The 16,227-nt window shown below is 71.8% G+C and carries 12 protein-coding genes; 3 read left to right on the top strand and 9 right to left on the bottom strand.

From position 1 onward, the window contains the following. Positions 1-82: 82 nt before the first annotated feature. From ACFT5B_RS13725 to ACFT5B_RS13685, 9 genes are all read right to left on the bottom strand, one after another. Entirely contained in the window at positions 83-1,504 is a 1,422-nt protein-coding gene (locus ACFT5B_RS13725) for a polysaccharide lyase family 1 protein (protein ID WP_386799156.1), read from the bottom strand. A gap of 152 nt (positions 1,505-1,656) precedes the next feature. Continuing rightward, complete coding sequence (locus ACFT5B_RS13720; RefSeq protein WP_386799154.1) at positions 1,657-3,114, bottom strand: tagaturonate reductase; 1,458 nt, start codon at positions 3,112-3,114, stop codon at positions 1,657-1,659. A gap of 4 nt (positions 3,115-3,118) precedes the next feature. Further along, positions 3,119-4,570 carry a glucuronate isomerase gene (gene uxaC, locus ACFT5B_RS13715; RefSeq protein WP_386799152.1) on the bottom strand — a complete coding sequence of 484 codons (1,452 nt, stop codon included), beginning with the start codon at positions 4,568-4,570 and terminating at the stop codon, positions 3,119-3,121. 50 nt (positions 4,571-4,620) lie between these two features. Next, positions 4,621-5,820: a glycoside hydrolase family 105 protein gene (locus tag ACFT5B_RS13710; protein ID WP_386799150.1), complete on the bottom strand. Its 1,200-nt coding sequence runs from the start codon at positions 5,818-5,820 to the stop codon at positions 4,621-4,623. Then, positions 5,817-6,662, bottom strand: a complete 846-nt coding sequence (gene kduI / locus ACFT5B_RS13705) for a 5-dehydro-4-deoxy-D-glucuronate isomerase (protein WP_386799148.1) — start codon at positions 6,660-6,662, stop codon at positions 5,817-5,819. Before kduI ends, ACFT5B_RS13710 begins: the two co-directional genes overlap by 4 nt. Positions 6,663-6,755: 93 nt before the next feature. Then, positions 6,756-7,520 (bottom strand): 2-dehydro-3-deoxy-D-gluconate 5-dehydrogenase KduD, encoded by a 765-nt coding sequence (kduD, locus tag ACFT5B_RS13700; RefSeq protein WP_386799146.1) that lies wholly within the window; start codon positions 7,518-7,520, stop codon positions 6,756-6,758. A gap of 132 nt (positions 7,521-7,652) precedes the next feature. Next, a complete protein-coding gene (locus ACFT5B_RS13695) occupies positions 7,653-8,981 on the bottom strand; it encodes an ABC transporter substrate-binding protein (protein WP_386799144.1) in 1,329 nt (442 codons plus the stop codon). Between the two features lie 93 nt (positions 8,982-9,074). Next, positions 9,075-9,995 carry a carbohydrate ABC transporter permease gene (locus ACFT5B_RS13690; protein WP_386799142.1) on the bottom strand — a complete coding sequence of 307 codons (921 nt, stop codon included), beginning with the start codon at positions 9,993-9,995 and terminating at the stop codon, positions 9,075-9,077. Positions 9,996-10,008: 13 nt separating this feature from the next. Then, entirely contained in the window at positions 10,009-10,956 is a 948-nt protein-coding gene (locus ACFT5B_RS13685) for a carbohydrate ABC transporter permease (RefSeq protein ID WP_386799140.1), read from the bottom strand. A 236-nt stretch (positions 10,957-11,192) separates the two neighbouring features. Between ACFT5B_RS13685 and ACFT5B_RS13680 the strand changes: the two genes are divergently transcribed. The 3 genes from ACFT5B_RS13680 to ACFT5B_RS13670 are packed head-to-tail and all read left to right on the top strand — an operon-like array spanning position 11,193 to position 16,191. Next, positions 11,193-13,214: a DUF6807 family protein gene (locus ACFT5B_RS13680; RefSeq protein WP_386799138.1), complete on the top strand. Its 2,022-nt coding sequence runs from the start codon at positions 11,193-11,195 to the stop codon at positions 13,212-13,214. After that, complete coding sequence (locus ACFT5B_RS13675) at positions 13,211-14,848, top strand: UxaA family hydrolase (RefSeq protein ID WP_386799136.1); 1,638 nt, start codon at positions 13,211-13,213, stop codon at positions 14,846-14,848. The genes ACFT5B_RS13680 and ACFT5B_RS13675 overlap by 4 nt, the downstream gene beginning before the upstream one ends. After that, positions 14,845-16,191 carry a glycoside hydrolase family 28 protein gene (locus tag ACFT5B_RS13670; RefSeq protein ID WP_386799134.1) on the top strand — a complete coding sequence of 449 codons (1,347 nt, stop codon included), beginning with the start codon at positions 14,845-14,847 and terminating at the stop codon, positions 16,189-16,191. The genes ACFT5B_RS13675 and ACFT5B_RS13670 overlap by 4 nt, the downstream gene beginning before the upstream one ends. The last annotated feature ends 36 nt before the right edge of the window (positions 16,192-16,227 follow it).

The raw sequence follows: 16,227 nt of genomic DNA, 5'->3' as shown, positions 1-16,227 counted from the left end.
GGGGGGGGGGGGGGGGGGGGGGGGGGGGGGGGGGGGGGGGGGGGGGCGCCCCCCCCCCCCCGCCTCGGCGTGGTGCGGCCGCTCAGCGGCCGGCGCCCGCCTGCGCCAGGACGACGGCGCGCACGGCGGCGGACGACGTCAGGGCGTGGTAGCGGTACTCCTGGGCGGGGCTCCAGCCCACGTCCGTCGTGAAGTCGAGCGCGGTCCAGTCCGGTGCGGCGGTGCCGGTCGTGGCGGCCGTCTCGAGCGCGGCGTCCTTGGCGTCCTCGAACTTCTGCGCCGCCAGGGCGTTGAGGTCCGTCGGGCGGCCGTTGAACCACGAGCCGTGGTCGACGAACTGGTTGCCGCCCCAGTTCCAGATCGTGATGTCGTTCGTGGCGCCCGGGCCCGTGTACTCGAAGTCGTTGTACTCGGAGTAGATCTTCGACTGGTAGCCGACGCCGAGGTAGTACGCGTACCCGCCCATCGACTGGCTCGGCATCGGGAAGCGCGGGTCGTCGACCGCGCCCTGGAACACGTTGTTGTACGTGTGGACGGCCCCGAACCGGACGCGCGGGCTGCGCTCGACCGCGTCCTTGAACAGGTTGTGGTGGAACGTGATCCGCAGGTGGCCGGCGTCCTTGTCGGCGTGGCTGTCGCCCGAGCCGATGAGCATGGTCTTGTCGTGGCCGAGGAACTGGCTGTAGGAGACGGTGATGAAGTCGGCGCCGTCCTCGATGTCGAGCAGCCCGTCGTGCCGCTGGATGGTCCGGCCCTGGAACCCCGTGGGAGCCTGGTCGTCCGGGTAGGCGCCGTCGCTGAACGTGCAGTGGTCGACCCAGATGTTGGTCCCGGACACCACGCCCATCGCCTTGAAACGGCCGTTCCAGTTGCCGTTCGCGCCGTCGCCCGGGTCCCAGGACGTGAACCAGTCGATCGGCGACTCGACGGTGAGGTTCCGGACGGTGATGTTGTGGCCGCGGTTGACGGAGAGGAAGACGCTCGAGAGCTTCGCGTCCGTCCCGAGCCCGATCAGCGAGGTGTTGCTCGGGAGCGTGATCTGGATCTGGGCCTTCTCCTTGTTCGAACCCGTGGTCCGGAGCTGACGCTGCGCCTTGCAGTAGGGGAACGTCGTGTCGCTCCACGTCGTGCCGTCCGCGAAGCACGACATGTACTTCTCGATGTCGTACCCGGGGGCGTAGTCCTGCTCGCCGAGCAGGTGCCCGTCCGCGGCCTCGTTCCCGTCGATCGTGCCGCGCACCAGGATGACCTTGGGGTCGTCCGGATGGCCGCCGTTGTTCGCTGCGGCGATGAGCTCGGCCCGGGAGCTGACGACGTAGTAGCTCTCGCTCGGCGCCCCGGCGCCGCCCACGGTGCCGCCGTCCGTGGCGGCCCAGCCGTCCGCCGCGCCGAGCCAGGGCTCGGCCGAGGGCCCGCGCGGGGCGGCGGACGCCGAGCCCGATATCAGCGCGAGCGTCGCCAGCGCGACGATCCCCATCCCTGGGACGGCATGGCGCAGCAGCATTCTTCGACGCATCTCGTGTACTCCCTCGTACCCGGAAATCGATTTCTGTCGGTCTTTCGACCGTACTCCGCGATGCGAAGCGACGGCAAGGCGGACCGCCTGTTCGTGGCGAACGAGAAACAAACGGGAAACGACGAGAAACTGAGAAATGCTCAGGCGACGGAAGCGTTCATCGCCGCCTCGACCCCGCCGGTCACGAGCGCGTCGAGCTGGTCGCCGACCTCGGCCACGACGGCCCCGAGCCGCGCGTCACCGGCGGGGAGGAGGCCCGCTCCGACGACGATCCGGCGCACCATGTTCCGCAGGTCACCGCTGGAAAATCCCTCGCGGACCGCGGTCAGCGCGCCGGCGTCGTCGCGCGGCGCGAAGCCGGGCGGGGTGCCCTGCTCGCCCTGCACCGCGAGCGTGGCAGCGAAGGCGAGCGCGGTGAGCGGCGCCTTTTCCCCGCGGGCCTGCGCCTCGAGCAGGACGGGCAGCGAGCGCGCGCCCCATTTCGACACGGCATTGAGCATGATGTCGGTGAGAGCGTGCGAGAGAAAGGGGTTTCCGAGACGTTCGGTAATGCGAGACGCAAAGGCGCGGACCTCGTCGGGTGGGCCGTCGACCGAGGGCAGGATCTCGGTGTCCAGAAGGCGCTGCAACCAGGCCGCGACGTCGGGGCGCGCCATCACTTCACGGACGGTCGAGCACCCGAGGAGCAGACCCAGCGGGGCGAGCGCGCTGTGCTGCCCGTTGAGGATCCGTACCTTCGTCGTGCGGTACGGCGTGACGTCCGCCATGAACTGGACGGGGAGCCCCGCCCGGTCGAGGGGCAGGAGGTCGCGGATCGCGGGATCGCCCCCGATGACCCACTGCGCGTACAGCTCGCCCACGACGACGTCCTGGTCCGCGAACCCGAGCTCGGCCTGGATGGCCTCGATCTCGGCCCGGGGGAACCCGGGCACGATCCGGTCGACGAGCGAGTCGTGGAACGTGCACGCCGTCCGGACCCACGACGCGAACCCGTCGCCGAGCCCCGCGTCCGCGGCGTGGCGCAGGACGTACCGGCGCAGCGTCGTGGCGTTGTCCTCGATGAGCTCGCAGCACACGATCGCGAGCCCGGCGGCGGGGTCGCCGCCGAAGTGCTCGTAGCGGTCGTGGAGGAGCGCGGCCACCTTGGCCGGGAACGACGCGGGCGGCCGGGCCTCCAGGTCGTCGCCCTGCACCCAGACGATCCCGGCCTCGGTCGTGTTCGAAACGATGACCCGCAGGTCGGGGGACAGGTACAGGCGGCGGTAGTGCTCGAACTCCCCGTGCGCGCGGACGATCGCCTGCACGCACTCGACCCGCGTGACCTCGCGGACCGGCCGTCCGTCACGGACCCCCTCGAGGACGACGTGGTACAGCCCGTCCTGCTCGCGCAGCGCGCTCGTCGGGCGGTCCGGGACGTCAGTCGGGTGGACGATCGCGACGCCGTCGTGCATGACGCCCGCGTCGTTGGCCGCCTGGACCATCTGGTCGGTGAAGGCGCGGAGGAACTTCCCGCCCCCGAACTGGAGGATCGTGACCGGCAGATCGGGCTTGCTGACCGTCGTCGCGTCCAGCGGCGCGAGGACGATGAAGTCGCTCATCCGGTCAGGCCTTCTCGTACGCGGTGAGGGGCAGGCGGTACGCCAGGTCGATCGCGGTGTCGACGGCCTCGTCGAGGTCGAGCCGGTGCTCGGCGACGAGCCGCGCGAGGTAGCCCGCGTCGACGCGGCGCGCGAGGTCGTGGCGCGCCGGGATCGAGCAGAACGCGCGCGTGTCGTCGACGAAGCCCGACATGTTGGAGAACCCCGCGGTCTCGGTGACGTCCTCGCGGAACCGGCGCATCGCGTCGGGCGCGTCGAGGAACCACCACGGTGCCCCGAGACGCACCGCGGGGTAGACCCCGGCGATCGGCGCGAGCTCGCGCGAGAACGTGTCCTCGTCGACCGTGAACAGGACGACCCGGAAGCCCGGGTGGTGCCCGAACGCCTCGAGCATCGGCCGCAGCGAGCGCGTGTACTCGGTCGTGACGGGGATGTCGAAGCCCGTGTCGGGGCCGAAGAGCGCGTGCTTGGCCCGGTCGTGGTCGCGCAGGACGCCGGGGTGGAGCTGCATGACGAGCCCGTCCTCGGCGGACATGGCGGCCATCTGGAACAGCATGTGGCCGGCGAACGCGTCGACGTCGGCGGCGGTGGCCTCGCCCGCGAGCGCGGCCGCGTAGATCCGGCCGGCCTCGGCGTCGGAGAGGGGCGTCGTGTCCGCGCTCAGGTGGCCGTGGTCGGTGGCGCGGGCGCCGGCGGCCTTGAACCGGAGCCGCTGCGCACGCAGGGCCGCGAGGTAGCCGGCGTACGTCGTGACGTCCTCGTCGGCCGCGGCGCCGAGACTCTCGACGTCGGCGCGCCACGTCGGACGGTCGAGCAGCACGACGGGGTCGGGCCGGAACGTCGGCACGACGCGCTCGCCGAGCCCGTCGGCCGCGAGCTTCGCGTGGTCGTCGAGAACGGCCCAGGCCGGGTCGGTCGTCGCGAGGATCTCGATGCCGAACCGGTCGAGGAGCTGGCGCGGCCGGAACTCCTGGTCCGCGATGACCGCGGCCACGGTGTCGAAGATCGCGTCGGCGGACTCCGCGGACGGCCGCTGCGTGACCCCGAAGATCTCCACGAGGACGGTCTCCAGCCAGAACCGCGTCGCGGTGCCGCGGAAGTGCTTCCAGCCCGAGCAGAACCGGCGCCAGACCTCGCGCGGGTCCTCCTCGACGACGACGCCGGAGCCGCCCGCCACGGGCCGCACGCCGAGCTGCTCGTTGCGCAGGCCCTGCGAGACGAGCTGGCGCACCAGGTAGTGGTCGGGCACGACGATCAGCTCGGCGGGGTTGGGGAACGCGCGGTTGTCGGCGAACCACTCCACCGGGACGTGGCCGTGCATCGAGACGAGCGGGAGCCCCTGGGTCTGCGCGTAGATGTCGCGCGCGATCGGCCGGACGGCCGGGTCGGCGGGCAGGGCACGGTCGGGGTGGAGGGTCCACGGCTGGGCAGGGGTGGGGTCGGTGAGGGCAGGCACGGTGGCTCCGGAGGAGGTGTGGTTTCGAGTGGGTTCGGGAGAGGAGGAGGTCAGCCGGTCCGACGGCGCATCTCGGCGGCGAGGAGGAGGAACGGACCGACGCCCTTGTGGTCGTTCGCGACGATCGGCTCGCTCATGTAGTACGCGTAGGACCCGTCGCGCATGGCGGCGCCGCCGAGGCCCGCCACCTGGCAGATCTTGTTGACGTTGACCCAGCCCTCGTCGGTGAGGCTGAGGAACTCGCCGACGGCGGAGGCCCAGGCGTGGTCGAGGTGGTCCGACCAGTCGTCGTCCAGGTAGCCGAGGCGCAGGCCCTTCGCGACCGCGGCGAGCACCATGAGCGAGCCGGACGCCTCGAGGTAGTTGAGCGGGCGGCCGCCCTGGTCGGGGATCTGGTACCAGAGCCCGGTGCGCGGGTCGGCGACCTCGCGGACGGCGTCGAGCAGCGACCGCAGGTTCGCGAGGATCGTCGCGCGCTGGGGCAGGGTCTCGGGCAGGTGCTCGAGCACGTCGGTCATCGCCATGACGAACCAGCCGAGCGCGCGCAGCCACACGTGCGGCGACCAGCCCGTCCGCGGGTCCGCCCACGGCATCGCGCGGGACTCGTCGGTCGCGTGCCGGCACAGGCCGGACTCGGGGTCGAGCGTGAGGTCGTACGCCGTCGTGAACTGGAGGGCGACGTCGTCGAACAGGTCCTCACGGCCGAACGTCGCGCAGTAGCGCGCGTAGAACACCGAGCCCATGTAGAGACCGTCGAGCCAGGTCTGGTGCGGGTAGATCTTCTTGTGCCAGAACGTGCCCGCCGCGAGGCGCGGCTGGTGCCGGAGCTGGTCGAACAGCAGGTCGGCGGCTTTGCGGTACCGCTCCTCGCCGGTCCGGTCGAACAGGTCGAGGACGACCTTGCCGTTGTTGACGTGGTCGAGGTTGAGCTCGTCCGGGCGGTAGGCGTGGATCGAGCCGTCCGGCCGGACGAAGTGGTCGAGGTTGCGCCGTACGTACTCGAGGTAGCGCGGGTCGCCCGTGAGGTCGTGCACGGCGAGGACGCCGCCCAGCATGAGGCCGTCCTCGTACTCCCACTTGTCGTGGGGGTTCATGACGGGCTCGCGCGCGAGCATCGTCTCGGCGCCGAGCGTCGCCCAGTCGGTCGAAGCGTCGCCGTAGGGCGCCCAGGTGCGCGTGCGTTCGGCCGCGGCACGCCGGGTCGCGGCGCGGGTCGGCTCCGCGGGCCCGGTCGTCGTCGGCGCCGTCATCGCATGTCCGTGACGGGGAAGGTGTCCATGTCGGAGAACGCCTGGTTCTCCCCGGCCATCGCCCACACGAACGCGTAGGACGCCGTCCCGACGCCCGAGTGCACGGACCACGACGGGGAGATCACGGCCTGCCGGTCGGCGACGACGAGATGACGGGTCTCGTCGGGCGTGCCGCACAGGTGCACGACGCGGGCGTCGGCCGGGACGTCGAAGTACAGGTAGCACTCGGTGCGCCGGTCGTGGGTGTGGGCGGGCATCGTGTTCCACATCGAGCCCGGGTGGAGCTCGGTCACGCCCATGACGACCTGGCAGGACCGCACGCCGTTCTCGTGGATGTACTGGTTGAGGGTGCGCCGGTTGGAGGTCAGGGGGTCGCCGAGCTCGAGCCGGTTCCCCTCCCCGGGCAGGACGAGCACGTTCGGGTACGTCGTGTGCGCCGGTGCGGAGAACAGGTAGAACTGCGCGCCGCCTTCGCCGGTGCCACCCCCGTCGGTGGCGTCCGCGAGCTCGACGTCCCGGGTCCCGCGGCCGAGGTAGAGGCACGCGCCCTTCGGCATCGTGAAGGTCTCGCCGCCCGCGGTCACCGTCCCGGTGCCGCCGACGTTCACGATGCCGACCTCGCGGTGCTCGAGGAAGAACTCGGACCGGATCTCGGGGTCGGCGGGCAGCGTGAGGACGGTCCCCGCGGGGACGGCGCCGCCGAGCACGATCCGGTCGTGGTGCGTGTAGACGAGCGTGACCTCGCCGGGGACGAACACCTGCTCGAGGAGGAACGTGTCGCGCAGGCCCTGGGTGTCCATGCCGGGGACCTGGGCGGGGTGGGTCGCGTAGCGCTGCTCCATCGGGGTGTCTCCTCGGTGCGTGTGGTTCGGGTGGTGCGTGCGTTCGGGGTCTGGGTGCGTGCTGGGTCGGTGCGCGTCCGGCGGCGGGGTGGCTCAGCGCACGAGCCAGCCGCCGTCCACGGGGAGGACCGTGCCGTGGACGTACGCCGCGGCGTCGGAGGCGAGGAAGACGACCGCGCCGGCGAGGTCCGCGGGGGTGCCCCACCGGCCCGCGGGGATCCGGTCGCCGATCGAGCCGGCGCGCGCGGCGTCCTCGCGCAGTGCGGCGGTGTTGTCGGTCGCCATGTAGCCGGGCGCGACCGCGTTGACGTTGACGCCGCGCGCGGCCCACTCGTTCGCGAGGGCCTTGGTGAGCCCCGCGACGGCGTGCTTGGACGCCGTGTAGCCGGGCACGGTGATGCCGCCCTGGAAGGACAGCATCGAGGCGACGTTCACGATCTTCCCGGAGCCGCGCTCGAGCATGTGCCGCCCCGCGGCCTGCGACAGGTGCCAGACGGCGTCCAGGTTCACGGTGAGCACCTCGTCCCACCAGGCGGTGGGGTGCTCGGCGGCGGGGGACCGGCGGATCGTGCCGGCGTTGTTGACGAGGACGTCGACGCGTCCGAGCGTGGCGACCGCGTCGTCGACGACGGCGGCCAGCTCGTCCGGCGACGCCGCCGCCAGGTCGGCGGTCACCACGTGCGCCCGACGCCCCGCCGCCCGGACGGCCTCGGCCGTCGCGGAGTCCGCCGACCGCTCCACGCAGACGACGTCCGCGCCCGCCTCGGCCAGCGCGACGGCCATGCCGGCGCCGAGCCCGCGCGAGGAGCCCGTGACCACGGCCACGCGGCCGTCGAGACGGAAGAGGTCGAGAACCATCGGGGTGCTCCTTGCTGGCGGGGCGTCGTCGGGCGCGTGCGGCACGCAGGAAGAGGAAGGGGTGCCCGCGGCGGGGCGGGGGCAGAACCGTGCCTCTCGGTCACACGGCCCCGCCCCGCCACGGGCGCTGGATCACTGACCGATGGCCTTGTCGACCTCGTCGATCCACGCCTTGGCGGCGTCCTCCGGGCTCTTCTTCCCGAAGATGACGTCCGAGTTGATGCGGCCGGTGATGTCCGAGACCTCGCCCGAGCCCTTCGGCGGGACGGGCTTCTGGACGTCGAACATCTTGTCGGCGGTGAGGCTCTCGATGAACTCGGCGCTGGTGTTGTCGGCGGCCGAGAGCTTGGGCAGGATCGCCTGGCGCACGTCGAGGTTCGACGGCAGACCGCGGTCGGTGAGGTTGATGTCACCCGCCTCCTGCGAGTTCAGCATGAAGTCGACGAGCTCCGCGGCCTCCTTGGGGTGCTTCGACTTGGCCGACACCGAGTAGGACATCGCGGCGCGCAGGTACTCGCCGGTGTTCGAGAACTCGTGGTCGCCGGGCGCGCGGAGCAGGACGAGGCTGTGCCCGGCGTCCTTCTCGATCGCGGCCAGCTGGTTCGACCAGAACCAGGCCATCGCGCCCTTGTTGGTCGCGGGGAGCGAGCCGTCGACGCCGGCGGCCTGGACCTCGGTGGCCGTCGAGGCGGAAGGCTCGGCCTTCGACTTGATCTGGTCGACCGAGCGCTGGAACCAGGACGCGATCAGGTCCTCGGAGATTCCGAGCTTGCCGTCGGCCGTGAACATCTCCTGGCCGTGCTGGCGGGCGTAGACCTCGAGGACCGGCTCGATGAAGCTGTAGTTCTGGACGCCGTAGACCTTGCCGCCGGACTTCTTGGTGATCTCCGCGGCGGTCTTCGAGTAGTCCTCCCACGTCCAGGTCTTGTCGTCGGGGAGCGCGACGCCGGCCGCCTTGAAGGCGTCCGGGTCGGCGACGACCGCGTGCACGTTGACGCCGGACGCGATGCCGTACAGCTTGCCGTCGATCTTGCCCGTGTCGACGACCGCCGGGTCGATCTTGCTGGTGTCGACGTCGAGGGAGCCCAGGTCGGCGAGGAGCCCGCGGGTCGCGTACTCGGTGAGGTAGCGGTCGTCCTGGGTCATGACGTCGGGCAGGTCGTTGCCGGCCGCCATGACGTTCATCTTCTCGAAGTACTCGTCCCACGAGGTGTTGACGGGCTCGACCTTGATGTTCGGGTGTTCCTTCTCGAACGCCGCGATGATCTGCTGGGTGGACGTGACGCGCGAGTCCGAGCCCCACCACGAGAACTTGATGGTGACCTTGTCGCCGTCGCTCCCGCCGGTGGACTTGTCGCCGGTGTCGCCCGTGGCGGAGCAAGCGGCGAGCCCGATCACGGCGAGCGTGACGACTGCTGCGGAACCGGCGCGGCGAACGCGGCGGCTCATCGACTTGGACATGGGATGTCTCTCCTTCGGCTTTCCGATCGCGGCACAGCCGTCGATCCCGGCACGACCGACGACGCCGTCGACCGTGTGTGGATGGGTGACCTGTTACTTGATTCCTGTCGTCGCGATGCCTCGGACGAGGTACTTCTGCCCGAACAGGAAGATCAGGAAGATGGGGACGATCGTCACGATCGACATGGCGAACATGGGTCCCCAGGAGCTCCCCGACGAGGAGTCGAGGAACAGGCGCAGCGCGAGCGGCGCCGATTTCACGTCGTCGGACGTGAGGAACACGAGCTGGCTGAAGAAGTCGTTCCACGTCCAGATGAACGTGAAGATCGCGACGGTCGCCAGGGCGGGCACCGAGAGCGGGAGCATGATGCGCAGGAAGATCCGCGGGTGCCCGCAGCCGTCGAGCCGGGCGGCCTCCTCGAGCTCCATCGGGATGCCGCGGAAGAACTGCACCATGAGGAAGATGAAGAACGCGTCCGTGGCGAGCAGGCTCGGCACGATGAGCGGCCAGAACGTGTTGACCCAGTCCAGCTGCCGGAACATCACGTAGCGGGGAACGATGATCACGTGGATCGGCAGCATGATCGTGACGAGCATGACGGCGAACCAGATGCCCCGGCCGCGGAACTTCAGGCGGGCGAACGCGTACGCCGCCATGGTGCAGCTGATGAGGTTGCCGAGCAGGCAGCCGATGACGATCGTGAGCGAGTTCAGCATGTACCGGCCGAACTGGTACGTCAGGGCGTTCCACCCGGTCGAGTAGTTCGAGAAGTCCCAGCGGCGGGGGACCAGCGACAGGTCCTTGAAGATGTCCTCGGTGGGCTTGAACGAGCTGCCCAGCATCCACAGGAGCGGATAGATCATCGCGACGCACGCGGCGATCAGGAGGACGTGCCGGAGGACGGAGCCGGTGCGGCTGCGCCAGAGGCCCTTGCGGCGCTTGGCGGGGGCCGAGGCGGCGAGCTCGGAGATCCGGTCCCCGAGGTCCGTGCGGGAGAGTGTCGGCGTCGACATCGCGGGCTTCCTTTCAGTCCCCGTAGTGGACCCAGAACTTCGACAGCCAGAAGTTCAGGCCCGTGAGGGTGAGGACGATGAGGACGAGGATCCAGGCCATCGCGGACGCGTAGCCCATGTGGAGGTTGGAGAAGCCCTCCTGGTAGAGGTAGAGCGTGTAGAAGAGCGTCGAGTCGGACGGGCCGCCCGTGCCCCCGGAGACGACGTAGGCCTGCGTGAAGGCCTGGAACGCCGTGATCACCTGCATCACGAGGTTGAAGAAGATAATCGGGCTGAGGAGCGGCAGCGTGATCGACCGGAACTGCCGCCACCGCGAGGCGCCGTCGAGCTGCGACGCCTCGTAGTACATGTCGGGGATCTGGCGCAGGCCGGCGAGGAAGATGATCATCGGCGAGCCGAACGTCCACACGTGCAGCAGGACGATCGTCCACAGCGCGGTGTCGGGGTTGGAGACCCAGCCGGTGCCCGTGATCCCGAAGAGGCCGAGGAACTGGTTGACCAGGCCCTCCTCGCCGAAGACCTGCCGCCACAGGATCGCGATGGCGACCGAGCCGCCCATGAGTGACGGCAGGTAGATCACGGACCGGTAGAACGCGAGCCCGCGCATGCCCTGGTTGAGGACGACGGCGACCAGCAGCGCGGCTCCGAGCTGGAGCGGCACGCTCGTGACGACGTACGTCAGCGTGACCTTGAGCGACTGCCACATCCGCTCGTCGTGGAAGAGGTCGACGAAGTTCTGGAACCCGACCCACTGGGGCGACGTCAGCAGGTCGTACTTGGTGAACGACAGGTACAGGGAGGCGACCAGCGGGAAGAGCGTGACAGCGGCGAGGCCCACGAACCACGGCGCCAGGAAGACGAGCGCGGCGCGTCCGTCGGACTTGCGCAGGTTGGTCGAGGCCTTGGCCTTCGGTCCCCCGCGCTGGCGCTTGATCGCCTTCAGCTCGCTGATCGCTGACATGACTCACTTCCTCGTAAGTGCCGACCACGCTCGTTGTGGTCCCGGTCATCAGTAACCGGTTTCCAGAACCTAGCGGGTGATCTCCGCGCTGACAAGTGCCCGTGATCGACCCGTGATCTCGGCCCGTGGCATCGCGCAGAGCGGGGGCGCGGCGAGCCCTCGTGACAACGGCGATCGGCGTGCGGTAGCGTCCGGGAAGAAACCTGTTTCTCATGGAGCACCGGGGAGAACCCACGATGACGAACCACGGGTCGCCCACGCCGGCAGAGTCGCCGGCCGCGGGCACCGGGCGCCGCGGACGCGAGCAGTCGGCCGCCGGCGCCACCATCAGCGACGTGGCCGCGGCGGCCAGCGTGTCCCGCGCGACGGTGTCCCGGGTCATGAACGGCCGCAAGGTCGACCCGGAGCTCGCCGAGCGCGTCCGCCAGGCCGCCGCGGAGCTCGACTACCGGCCGTCCGCGATGGCCCGGTCGCTGTCGCTCGGGCGGACCCAGGCGGTCGGCGTCGTCGTGCCCGACCTCACCAACCCGATGTTCCAGGAGGTCCTGCGCGGCATCGCCGCCGGGGCCGACGCGGAGGGCTACGGCGTCGTGGTCGCGGAGACCGCGGAGCGGCCCGAGCGCGAGGCACGCGCCGTGCGCAGCACGCGCTCCCGCGTCGACGCGCTCGTCATGGTCGCGCCCCGCATGACGGACGACGAGCTCGCGGCCGCCGTGGCAGCGACGCAGCCCGTGGTCCTCGTCAACAGGACGCTGCCCGAGTCGTCCGTGCCTGCGGTGAGCGTCGACTACGCCGAGGCCATGTACGACGCCGTCGAGCACCTCATGACGCTCGGCCACCGCTCGGTCGTGTACCTCGCGGGCCCGGCGGCGTCGTCGTCGAACGCCGAGCGCTACGCCGGGTTCGAGACCGCGCAGGCGTCGTTCGGCGGCGTGAGCTTCATCTCCGTGCCGTGCGGTGCGACCATCGCGGACGGCTACGCGGCCGCCGAGGCGGTGCTCGCGACGCGCGCGACCGCCGTCGTCGCGTACAACGACCTCGTCGCGTTCGGGCTCCTCGGGCGGCTCGACGAGCTGGGCGTGTCCGTGCCGGGCGAGGTGTCCGTCGTCGGGTTCGACGACATCGACCTGGCCCGGTTCGCGAAGCCGCCGCTCACGACCGTCGCGGTGCCGCGCACCCAGCTCGGCGAGCGCGCCTGGAAGCGGCTCCACGAGCAGATCTCCACGACCGCCGTGCACGGCGACGACGCGGGTCCCGCGCTGCCCGACAGCTCGACGGACCTCCTGCGCACCCACCTCGTCCTGCGGGAGTCCACCGGCCCCGCGCCCGACCTCGCCGACCGCGACCAGGACCAGACGCGCTCGGCCGGCCCGACGGCGTGGCGCAGCGACGTCGTCGGGAACGTCCTCACCGCGGGCGGCGTACGGATCGCGCGGTACGTGACCGGCGAGGCCATGCGGCCCGAGCACTCCCCGCGCCCCTACCTGCACCCGGTCCGGGCGCTGTCCGGCGCGCGGCTCACGAGCGCGCACCCCGCGGACCGGCGCCACCTGCACGGGCTCTCGCTCGGCCTCCCCGACGTGAACGGCACGTCGTTCTGGGGCGGTCGCACGTGGGTACAGGGCGAGGGCATGACGCTCCTGCCGAACCACGGCCGCGAGGTCTCGCGGCGCGGACCCTCGGTGGACGCGGCCGACCCAGGCGTCCTGCGCGACGAGGTCGACTGGCTCGCGTCGGACGGGACGCCGCTCCTCGCGGAGACCCGGCAGCTGCGGTCGCGGACGCTCGCGGGCGGGGCCGGCTGGGCCCTGCGCTGGTCGAGCGCGCTGGTCGCGCAGCGGGACCTCACGATCGCGGGGCCGCCCCGCCCGCGGCCGAACGCCGCCGGCTACGGCGGTCTCTACTGGCGGTTCGCCCCGGTGGAGGAGTGCACGGTCGCGTCCGCCGACGGCGTCGGCGCGGCCGCGTGCCTCGGCTCCCGGTCGCCCTGGCTGTCGCTCGCACTGCGCACCGCGGGCTCGTGGACGACGGTCGTCCTCGTGCAGGACGGGGGCGAGCGGTGGTTCGTCCGCACCGAGCCCTACGTCGCCGCCGGTCCCGCGGTCGCGTGGGACGCGCCCGTGCGGCTCGCCGCCCGCGAGTCCCTCGACCTCGGGCTGACGGCGCTCGTGCTCGACGGCCTGCACACGCCTGCGGCCGTCGTCGAGCGGTGGCTGCCCCTCGCGGCCGAGACCTTCGCGACGGAGGCGTCCCGATGACGACGACGTCCGCGCCGACCGACGGCGGCGTGCTCGCCCTGCACGACGGCGACGACGTGGGGGTCGCGACGCGAGACCTGTCGCCGGGGGACGTGGTCGAGGTCGCGGGCCGGACGTTGACCGTGGCGGGCACGGTGCCGCGGGGGCACAAGGTCGCGCTGGTGGACGTCGCTGCCGGGGCCGAGGTGCACAAGTACGGGCAGGCGATCGGTGTCGCGACGGCGGCGATCGGTGCGGGCGAGCACGTGCACGTCCACAACCTCGGGTTCGAGGAGGGGCACCGGGACCACGCGCTCGGCGGTGTGCACGCCGAGCTCGCCGTGCCCGCGGGGCCGAGGCCGACGTTCCGCGGGTTCCGGCGGGCCGACGGGCGGGTGGGCACGCGGAACTACGTCGCGATCCTCACGTCGGTGAACTGCTCGGCGTCGACGGCGCGGATGATCGCGGCCCGGTTCACCCCGGAGCGGCTGGCGGCCTTCCCGAACGTGGACGGCGTGATCGCCCTGACGCACCAGTCGGGGTGCGGGATGGTGCCCTCGAGCGAGGGCGGGCAGCTGTTGCTGCGGACGCTGCGCGGGTACGCGGCGCACCCGAACGTGGCGGGGCTGCTCGTGCTGGGCCTGGGCTGCGAGATGGTCCTGACCGAGCAGATCTCCACGCGCGACGGGCAGGGGGTGGGCGCGTTCCTCGGGATGCCCGGCGTGGGCGCCCCGCCCGAGGCGGTCGACCCGGTGCTGGCCGACATCCCGGCCGACACCGTGGTGGAGTCGCTCACCATCCAGGACACGGGCGGGGTGCGGGCCACGGTCGCCGCGGGGGTCGCCGCGGTCGAGCGGATGCTCCCCCTCGTGGACGCCCGGGAGCGCGTCGAGTGCGACGTCTCGGAGCTGGTGCTCGCCCTGAACTGCGGGGGGTCGGACGGGTACTCGGGGATCACCGCCAACCCGGCGCTCGGCTGGGCGTCGGACCGGCTCGTGGCCTACGGGGCGGCGTCGGCGCTGGCGGAGACCCCGGAGGTGTTCGGTGCCGAGCACCTGCTGACCCGGCGGGCGACCTCGCCCGAGGTGGCGCAGCGGCTGCTCGACCGGATCGCGTGGTGGAAGGACTACACCGCCGCGGGCGGGGGGAGCATGGACAACAACCCGTCGCCGGGGAACAAGGCGGGCGGGCTGACCACGATCCTGGAGAAGTCGCTGGGCGCGGTGGCCAAGGGCGGCCGTGCGGACCTGGCGGCGGTCTACGAGTACGCCGAGCGGATCGAGCCGCACGCGGGGTTCACCTTCATGGACACACCGGGCTACGACCCGGTGTCGGTGACGGGCCTCGTCGCGGGCGGCGCCAACGTGGTCGTGTTCACCACCGGTCGGGGGTCGGTGTTCGGGTGCCGTCCGGCGCCGTCGATCAAGGTCGCGACGAACACCCCGATGTACCGCCGGATGAGCGAGGACATGGACCTGGACGCGGGGCGGATCGTGGAGGGCACCGCGACCCTGGAGCAGGTCGGGCAGGAGATCTTCGACCTCGTCCTGCGGATCGCCTCCGGCGAGCAGACGGTCTCCGAGGACCTGCTCATCGACGGCCAGGCCATCGGCGCGGAGGAGTTCATCCCGTGGCACGTCGGAGCCGTCACGTGACCGCGCCGGCGGCTGCCGTCTCGTCTCCTGCGGCGGAGCCCGAGGCGCTCGAGACCGCCGAGCTCCAGGCCCGGATCGACGCGGCGGCGGCGGCCGGGGGAGGGCGCGTCGTCGTCGGGGCGGGGGTGCACCGGACGGGAGCGCTGAGGCTGCGCTCGCACGTCGAGCTGCACGTCGAGGCGGGCGCCGTCCTGCAGTTCGTCCCCGACCCTGCGCTCTACCCGCCCGTCGAGGCGCGGTGGGAGGGCGCGCCCGCGACGATCCACCAGCCCTGCCTGTACGCCGACGGCGCCGAGCACGTCACGATCTCCGGCGTCGGCACGATCGACGGCGGCGGAGCGCCCTGGTGGGAGGCGTTCCGCGCCGGGACGCTCGAGCACCCCCGCCCGACGCTCCTCGGGCTGCACGGATGCCGCCGCGTCGTCGTGCGGGACGTCGCGCTGCGAAACTCGCCCGCCTGGACGGTCCACCCGCTGCTGTGCGAGGACGTGTCGATCCGCGACATCAGCATCCTCAACCCGCCCGACTCCCCGAACACCGACGGCATCGACCCCGAGTCGTGCCGCAACGTGCGGATCAGCGGCTGCCACGTCGACGTCGGGGACGACTGCATCGTCCTCAAGGCCGGGACCGAGGAGACGGCCGAGCGGGTCGCGTGCGAGAACGTCACCGTCGTCGGCTGCACGCTCGTGCACGGGCACGGCGGCGTCGTGATCGGGTCCGAGATGAGCGGCGACGTACGCAACGTCGTCATCGCCGACTGCGTCTTCCAGGGCACCGACCGCGGGATCCGGCTCAAGTCGCGCCGCGGCCGCGGGGGCGTCGTCGAGGACGTGCGCGTGTCGAACGTCGTCATGGACGACGTGGGCTGCCCGTTCGTCGTGAACGCGCACTACTTCTGCGGCCCGGGCGGCCGGGAGCCCGTCGTGTCGGACCGGGCGCCGCAGCCCGTCGGGCCTGGCACGCCCACCTTTCGGAGGATCTCCCTCGCGCACGTCAGCGCGCGCCGGGTCCGGGCGGCCGCGGGCTTCGTGCTGGGCCTCGCGGAGCGCCCGGTCAGCGAGCTCACGCTGGACGACGTCAGCGTGTCCTTCGCCGACGACCCGGCGCCGTTCGTGCCGGCGATGGCGGAGGGCGTCGAGGAGTCGGTGCGGCGCGGGCTCGTGCTGACGGGCTGCGACGACGTGCAGCTCCGGGGCGTGCGGATCACCGGGGCGCTGGGCGAGCCGCTCGCGCTCGACCGGGTGGAAGGGCTGCGGGTCGTCGACTGCTCCAGCGACGGGGGTCCGCTGACGCAGCGCGCCCCCGCACCGGCGGCCGCCCCGGAATCGACTCCGAGGTAGCGCTTCTCGCCCGAGGTAGCACGGAATCCGCGCTAC

This window comes from Luteimicrobium sp. NPDC057192, from assembly GCF_042670205.1.
GTDB lineage: Bacteria > Actinomycetota > Actinomycetes > Actinomycetales > Cellulomonadaceae > Luteimicrobium.
Note: the sequence above shows the minus strand (reverse complement) of the source record. Positions and strands in the feature narration are given on the sequence as shown.

Coding starts and splice junctions, on each gene's coding strand:
- kduI (WP_386799148.1), bottom strand. CDS start 6,662: ATGGAGCAGCGCTACGCGACCCACCCCGCCCAGGTCCCCGGCATGGAC.
- ACFT5B_RS13720 (WP_386799154.1), bottom strand. CDS start 3,114: ATGAGCGACTTCATCGTCCTCGCGCCGCTGGACGCGACGACGGTCAGC.
- ACFT5B_RS13710 (WP_386799150.1), bottom strand. CDS start 5,820: ATGACGGCGCCGACGACGACCGGGCCCGCGGAGCCGACCCGCGCCGCG.
- kduD (WP_386799146.1), bottom strand. CDS start 7,520: ATGGTTCTCGACCTCTTCCGTCTCGACGGCCGCGTGGCCGTGGTCACG.
- ACFT5B_RS13680 (WP_386799138.1), top strand. CDS start 11,193: ATGACGAACCACGGGTCGCCCACGCCGGCAGAGTCGCCGGCCGCGGGC.
- ACFT5B_RS13690 (WP_386799142.1), bottom strand. CDS start 9,995: ATGTCGACGCCGACACTCTCCCGCACGGACCTCGGGGACCGGATCTCC.
- ACFT5B_RS13695 (WP_386799144.1), bottom strand. CDS start 8,981: ATGTCCAAGTCGATGAGCCGCCGCGTTCGCCGCGCCGGTTCCGCAGCA.
- ACFT5B_RS13725 (WP_386799156.1), bottom strand. CDS start 1,504: ATGCTGCTGCGCCATGCCGTCCCAGGGATGGGGATCGTCGCGCTGGCG.
- ACFT5B_RS13675 (WP_386799136.1), top strand. CDS start 13,211: ATGACGACGACGTCCGCGCCGACCGACGGCGGCGTGCTCGCCCTGCAC.
- ACFT5B_RS13685 (WP_386799140.1), bottom strand. CDS start 10,956: ATGTCAGCGATCAGCGAGCTGAAGGCGATCAAGCGCCAGCGCGGGGGA.